Consider the following 7,245-nt stretch of genomic DNA (forward strand, 5'->3'; position numbering starts at 1 on the left):
TTAATCATTTTCGTAATTTCTTTTTTATTTTCCAATAATCTAACTGCTCAAGAAGCAACCAATTTAATTTCGGATGATTCAAATTCATTAGGATTGTGGCTTTTACTAATTGTTATTTTGGTTCCTGCAATAATTTTCATTGGAGTTTTATACCTAAAATTTAAAGATAAAGTAACAGAAAATGAAGAATGGAGAATGCTAAATACCGAAACCCATTTTTCTGATTATATAAAAAATTTAAGCAAAAATCAAATCCATAAATTCATCAATTTAAAAAAAAACAACAAGTTAAAAAATAACAATTCTAATATCCTGAAAACTATTACCTTTTTATTTTTTTCAAGTACCATTTTTGCACAAGATCCAAGTAATCCAAAAGAAAATTTTTTTAGTCAACCTGGAATTATTATCACTGTTATTATTATTTTAATTCCAATTTTGTTAGGAGTTATTTTTGCTATGCTAAAAGCCAATAATACCGTTAAAACCTATCTCAATAAAGGAAAAATTGCCGAAGCTCAAGATTTTGCAGCTCACATTGTTGCGTTAGACGATCAAGAAATTGAAGAAAATCTAGTAAAACGCGAACATGCTTTAGATTACAATTTATCTAACAATGAGCTTTCTGGAACCGAAAAAGCCGAAGATAAAATCGGTATTCTTAATAACATTCGTGAAAAACATGAAACACATTTCATTTCTCTAAAAAAGAAAGCTGTTCGAAAACCAAGTTTAGAACCCAACATTTCCAAACTTATTATTTGGTATTTTGGTTGTGCTACGTTTTGGTTAGTTGTTGGAACTGGTATTGGCGAATATCTCGGAATAAAATTTGTCGCACCAGACATTGACCACACAAGTTGGTTGAGTTTTGGACGATTGCGACCAGTACACACCAACATAGTTTTTTGGGGTTGGGCATCATTAGGTATGATTGGACTAGGATATTATGTCGTTCCAATTGTTAGCAATACCAAAATTTACAGCATCAAATGGGGTTGGATTGCTTTAATCTTAACCAATTTAATGGTAATTCTCGGAACAATCTGCTTAATGGCTGGCATCAATAATGGTGGTGGCGAATTTCGCGAATACATTTGGCCAGTAATGGCATTTTTTGCAGTCGCCTTAATTTTAACATTAGCCAATTTTATAATGACAGTTGCCAATCGAACGACAAAGGAAATTTATATTTCCAATTGGTACATTGTTTCTTCTATCATTTTTACAATAATTGTTGCCTTAACTGCCTATTTACCATTCTGGCAAGATGGAGTTTCCGAAACAATTGTTCAAGGATATTTTATGCATTCTGGAGTTGGAATGTGGTTCACGCTTTACACTTTAGGATTATTGTATTATTTTATTCCGCAACAAATTAATAAACCAATTTACGCTTATAGTTTAGGGATTTTAGCATTTTGGACACAAATCATTTTCTATACAATAATAGGAACACACCATTTTATTTTCGCACCAATCGCATGGTGGTTACAAACAGTTGCCATTGTTGGAAGTGCCGGAATGATTATTCCTGTGGTTGCAGGAACTATCAATTTTGTAGCAACTTTTAAAGGTAATTGGCATAAAGTAACCACAAGTTATACATTACCATTTTTTCTAATGGCAGTCATTTATTATTTTCTAGTTTCGATGCAAGGCACGGCAGAAGCTTTTAAATTCACCAATTTATTGTGGCATTTCACAGATTTCACAGTAGCACACGCACATTTAGGATTTTATGGTATCATCACTTTCACACTTTGGGGCGGAATGTATGTAGTTATGCCAAGATTGACTGGCAAAGAACCACCACAACATTTAGTTGGTGTCCATTTTTGGTTAGCATTCATCGGATTATTATTTTATTCCGTTCCATTATCAATAGGAGCAACGTTTCGAGGTTTAATGTGGATGGAAGGAAAACCGTTTATTGATAGTGTAGTATTAATGTTTGATTTCTGGGTTTGGCGCGCCATCGGTGGAAGTTTGATGTTCATTTCACATTTAATTTTTGCTTTTAATTTCTACCGAATGACTGCAAAAGAAGTTGAAGAAGTCGATGTAAAAGAAGAAGCATTCCGAATTTTAGAACAACAAACCAAATAATTTACAGCTATGAATATTTTCAACAATCACATACGATTATACATCACAGCCGGACTTTTATTTGCATTTCTAACATATTTGACGGTAATTATGCCAGCTTTTCAAAACCAATATTCTAACTTGCCTTTGCCTGAAACCAAACCACTTTCTGGCGATGCCAAAGCAGGAAAACTTCTTTATATTTCTGAAGGTTGTGTAGGTTGTCACTCTCAGCAAGTTAGAAATGTTGAAATGGATAAAATGTTTGGTTCTCGTCCAGGAATGGCTGCCGATTATGCCAATATTGGTCGTACTAGCATTTGGCAAAACACCGCAACGTTAATGGGAACAGAACGAACAGGACCAGATTTAACCGATGTCGGAAACCGTCAAGCAAGCAAAGATTGGAATTTAATGCACTTGTACCAACCTCGAAGCGTTGTAAAACAATCGATAATGCCATCCTACAAATGGTTTTTTGAAATGAAATTAAATCCTTCAAAAACAGATGTAATAGTTAGTATGCCAGCCGAATTTCTAAACGGAAAAGCAGGAAAATTAGTCGCAAAAAAAGAAGCATTGCAATTGGTTGCCTACATTCTTTCGCTTAAACAAACTCCTTTGCCAACCGGAACTGTACCTCAAGAATTTCTATATAAAAAGGCAGTTGGCGACATTAAAAGTTCAAAATTTGGAAATAAAAAAGTTGATGGAAAAGCACTTTATGAAGCCAATTGTGTTGCCTGTCATCAAGCCAATGGCGAAGGTTTAAAAGGAGCATTTCCACCTTTAAAAGGAAGTTCTGTTGTTACTGGAGAAAACCTCGAGTTGTATGTTGATATTATTATGAATGGTTACAATGCAAGAGCCGATTATGGTGAAATGGCGGCTGTTGGAACCAATATGAATTTTACAGAATTCGATGTAACTGCAATCATTAATTACGAAAGAAATTCTTGGGGAAATAAAGCCAGTGAAGTCACACCAGAAGAAATAAAAAAAATTATGAATTTTATAAAAATTAAAGTGTCAGCAGAAGAGTAAAATAATTTGGGCGTAACCAGAGATTGCTTCGTGACTTCGCAATTTCCGGTCAGGCTTTCGTTTTCAATCTTTTTTTATACCTGACAGGTTTAAAAAAACCTGTCAGGTATAAAAAAAGGATTTACACTGCAAACTAAGTTCACTGAACACCGATGAAAAATAAAATAATAGTGAAGTAATCCTTTACGCAAACAAAATCAGTAGTTATATTTTGTCATTTCGACGAAGGAGAAATCATATAACTGGAGCAACTAATGCGATTTCTCCTTCGTCGAAATGACAAATAACTCAAAAAATATAAATTAGTAAAAATTCGTGTAAAAATAATTGTCAAAATAACATATATATTATGAAAAAAGCAATCACATCTTTATTCCTAATCCTATTCCAAATCAAAGCATTTGCCTGTCCAGTTTGCGAAAGAAACCAACCCAAAGTGTTGCGTGGCATAGTTCACGGCTCTGGACCAAACAGTAATTGGGATTATGTAAGCATCGTTATTACAATGATTATTGCAGTTTTTGCTTTAATATATTCGATAAAATGGTTGATAAAACCAAATGAAAATAATCAAGATCACATTAAATATTCAATCTTTAAATAAATTCATATGAAACGCCAAAAACTAAAATTTTATCAAGAAGAAAAATAATTCATAATGGCGTTCCACCTGCCTGTAGGCAGACAGGTCTTCCAATAAAAAATAAATAATAAATTCAGATGAAAAATAACAGTTCCGTTTTTATATTTCTAGATGAAGAAATACAACCTTTTGGAGAGTTTTCGGTACCGATAAATTTCGAATTAGATACTACAAAACTAGTCGATGGTGAACACGTTTTGAAAATTGTGAGTAAAGATCCAACTGGAAAAGAAGGCATTCGAAAAATTCCATTTTTTGTTAGAAACGGACCATCAATTGCGGTTGAAGGTATTTCCGATAATGATATTGTTGATGGTGTAATTCCAATAATGATTAATGCCTATGGGAAAGGTGATCAAAAACAATTTTTAATCGAAGGAAGCGAAACACCGCAGTCAACACCAGCTTGGTTTTGGGCAATAATCATAGGTTTTATTGGTTTTGCTATTTATTATTTTACAGTTGAAATGACAAGAGGAAATTAAATAATAATATATTGATAAATAATATTTTCAAATTGAAATAATTGATTTTTCTAAATTTGTCATGACTTTTTTTATTGATTTTGAAAAAACTATTTGGATTATGACAACAACTAATTTTGATATAAAAGGATTAACTGATAGTGAAGTCACTCTTTCAAGAACTAAAAACGGACAAAATTCAGTTACTTTCAAAGAAGAAAATCATTTTTTAAAAGCGATTATAAAATTCCTTAAAGATCCAATGATTCTTTTATTATTGGTCGCTTCCATTATCTATTTTATTAGTGGAAAAACTGCTGACGCTATATTTTTAGCATCTGCAATTGTATTAGTTTCTGCAATTTCATCCTATCAAAATGCTAGAAGCCGTAACGCTTTAGCCAAACTAAAAGATTTTACAAAACCCAAATGCAAAGTCATTCGCAACGGTAAAACCATTGAAATTAAAACCGAAGAATTAGTTCTTGGCGACAGTTTATTGGTGGATGAAGGAAGTTCAATTTCCGCCGACGGAACCATAGTACATTCAAACGATTTTTCAGTTAATGAAGCCATTCTTACTGGAGAATCGATGTCGGTTATCAAAGACAAATCGTCAAAAGAAAATACTATTTTTCAAGGTACAACAGTCGCTAGCGGATTAGCAATTGCAACAGTTACAGCTATTGGAAGCAAAACCAAATTGGGAATAATAGGCGAAAGTCTCGAAAGTATAAAAGAAGAAAAAACGCCTTTAGAAATTCAAATTGGGAATTTTGTAAAGAAAATGGCGATTGCTGGTGCGATAGTTTTTTTGATTGTATGGGCAATTAATTATTTTAAATCCTACAATTTATTTGACAGTTTACTCAAAGCATTAACCTTGGCAATGAGTATTTTGCCCGAAGAAATTCCGATTGCCTTTACCACATTTATGGCACTTGGTGCTTGGCGAATGATGAAAAAAGGCATCATTGTGAAGCAAATGAAAACGGTCGAAACCCTAGGAAGTGCCACCGTAATTTGTATTGATAAAACAGGAACTATTACAGAAAACATGATGAGTTTAGCGAAAATATTTACGCTCAAATCTCAAAAAATAACCGATTTAGAAACCGAACTAAGCGATGATGAAAAAGAATTAATTTCGTTATCAATGTGGGCAAGCGAATCTATTCCGTTTGACCCAATGGAAGTCGCGTTGCACGAAACCTATTCAAAAGTTAGCAAAAAAGACGAACGCTCGCATTTTAAAATGGTGCACGAATATCCATTATCGGGCAAACCGCCAATGATGACGCACATTTTTGAAAATAAATCTGGTAAGAGAGTTATTGCTGCAAAAGGTGGAAGTGAAGCAATAATGGCAATTTCTAAACTTTCTGCAAAAGAAAAAAAAGAAATTTTAGAAGCTATAAAATCATTATCAACCGAAGGTTATAGGATTTTGGCAGTTGGCGAAGCAACATTTGAAGGAAAAAATTATCCAAAAACACAACAAGAATTTAAATTTATATTCAAAGGATTATTGGCATTTTATGATCCACCAAAAAAGAACATACACCTCGTTTTACAACATTTTTACAAAGCCGGAATTGCAGTTAAAATTATTACTGGCGACAATGCCGAAACCACTTCATCTATTGCGAAGCAAATAGGATTTGTTGGTTTTGAAAACAGTATTTCTGGTGACGAATTAATGAAATTGACAGATAAAGAATTTAAAAAGAAAGTACTAGAAATAAATTTATTTACAAGAATGTTTCCCGAAGCCAAGCTAAGAATCATTAATGCTTTAAAATCAAATAAAGAAATTGTTGCTATGACTGGAGATGGCGTAAATGATGGACCAGCTTTAAAAGCTGCACACATCGGAATTGCAATGGGCAAAAAAGGTACAGAAATTGCCAAACAAGCCGCATCTTTAATCATTGTAAACGACGATTTAGACAAAATGGTTTACGCCGTTTCAATGGGAAGAAAAATATATTCCAATCTTAAAAAAGCCATTCAATTTATCATTTCTATTCACATTCCAATAATTCTTACCGTCTTTATTCCGTTGGCTTTGGGTTGGATGTATCCAAATATATTTTCGCCTGTGCATATTATTTTTCTCGAATTGGTAATGGGACCAACATGTTCTATTGTTTATGAAAACGAACCTATTGAAAAAAATACGATGATTCAAAAACCAAGACCTTTTACCACCACTTTTTTCAATTGGAAAGAACTCTCAACGAGTATTATTCAAGGTTTGGTCATTACTGTTGGAACATTGTTTTGTTATCAATATGCAATTTATTTTGGATTTAATGAAGAGGTAACACGAACTATGATTTTTGTTGTTTTAGTCACTGCCAACATATTTTTAACCTTAGTAAATCGATCTTTTTATTATTCAATTTTTACTACGATGAGGTATAAAAATAATTTGGTTTCTATAATAATTGGAATTACAATTTTCATTACTGGATTGTTGCTTTATGTAAAACCATTGACAAAATTCTTTGCCTTTGAACATTTGAATATTGGACAATTGTTAATTTCAATTGGCATTGGTTTTATATCAGTAATTTGGTATGAATTGGTAAAATTAGGAAAACAGAATTTTAAAACAGTTTAAATTATGTCAACATCCTTGTCAATAGTTATAAAAAAACTATCAGTACTATTTTTAATTTTTGCAGGATTATATTTTGCAAAAGATTTCTTGATGCCATTATGTATTGGTGGAATTTTAGCAACTTTATTTTTGCCTTTTTGCAATTGGATGGAAAACAGGAAACTACCTAAAAGTATAGCTGTATTTCTTTGTTTGACATCTTTTTTATTAGTTATATTAATTGTAACTTCAGTTTTAGGATCCAAAGTTTCAGAATTGGTAAATGATTTAGCATTAATAAAACAACGAGCAATTGAAACTGGAACAACTATTCAAAAGTACATTTTTGATAATTTAAATATTTCTATTGAGGATCAATTTGTAATTTTAAAAAATGAGCG

At 32.3% G+C, this 7,245-nt stretch carries 6 protein-coding genes; all 6 read left to right on the forward strand.

Annotated elements, in window-relative coordinates:
* The coding region (locus ACH2BO_RS03590; RefSeq protein ID WP_395043387.1) for a cbb3-type cytochrome c oxidase subunit I at positions 1–2,109 on the forward strand (2,109 nt) is incomplete at its 5' end.
* Positions 2,110–2,118: 9 nt separating this feature from the next.
* Positions 2,119–3,132 (forward strand): cbb3-type cytochrome c oxidase subunit II, encoded by a 1,014-nt coding sequence (locus ACH2BO_RS03595; RefSeq protein WP_395043388.1) that lies wholly within the window; start codon positions 2,119–2,121, stop codon positions 3,130–3,132.
* Positions 3,133–3,481: 349 nt separating this feature from the next.
* A complete protein-coding gene (locus ACH2BO_RS03600) occupies positions 3,482–3,736 on the forward strand; it encodes a hypothetical protein (RefSeq protein WP_395043389.1) in 255 nt (84 codons plus the stop codon).
* A 116-nt stretch (positions 3,737–3,852) separates the two neighbouring features.
* Positions 3,853–4,260: a cytochrome C gene (locus ACH2BO_RS03605; protein WP_395043390.1), complete on the forward strand. Its 408-nt coding sequence runs from the start codon at positions 3,853–3,855 to the stop codon at positions 4,258–4,260.
* Between the two features lie 100 nt (positions 4,261–4,360).
* Entirely contained in the window at positions 4,361–6,865 is a 2,505-nt protein-coding gene (locus ACH2BO_RS03610; protein ID WP_395043391.1) for a cation-translocating P-type ATPase, read from the forward strand.
* Between the two features lie 3 nt (positions 6,866–6,868).
* On the forward strand, positions 6,869–7,245 hold a 377-nt coding region (locus ACH2BO_RS03615; RefSeq protein WP_395043392.1), incomplete at its 3' end, for an AI-2E family transporter.

Source organism: Flavobacterium sp., assembly GCF_043773265.1.
GTDB lineage: Bacteria > Bacteroidota > Bacteroidia > Flavobacteriales > Flavobacteriaceae > Flavobacterium.

What these genes read in the sequence shown, in the direction of transcription:
- ACH2BO_RS03595 (WP_395043388.1), top strand. Translation starts at nt 2,119, where the DNA reads ATGAATATTTTCAACAATCACATACGATTATACATCACAGCCGGACTT.
- ACH2BO_RS03600 (WP_395043389.1), top strand. Translation starts at nt 3,482, where the DNA reads ATGAAAAAAGCAATCACATCTTTATTCCTAATCCTATTCCAAATCAAA.
- ACH2BO_RS03605 (WP_395043390.1), top strand. Translation starts at nt 3,853, where the DNA reads ATGAAAAATAACAGTTCCGTTTTTATATTTCTAGATGAAGAAATACAA.
- ACH2BO_RS03610 (WP_395043391.1), top strand. Translation starts at nt 4,361, where the DNA reads ATGACAACAACTAATTTTGATATAAAAGGATTAACTGATAGTGAAGTC.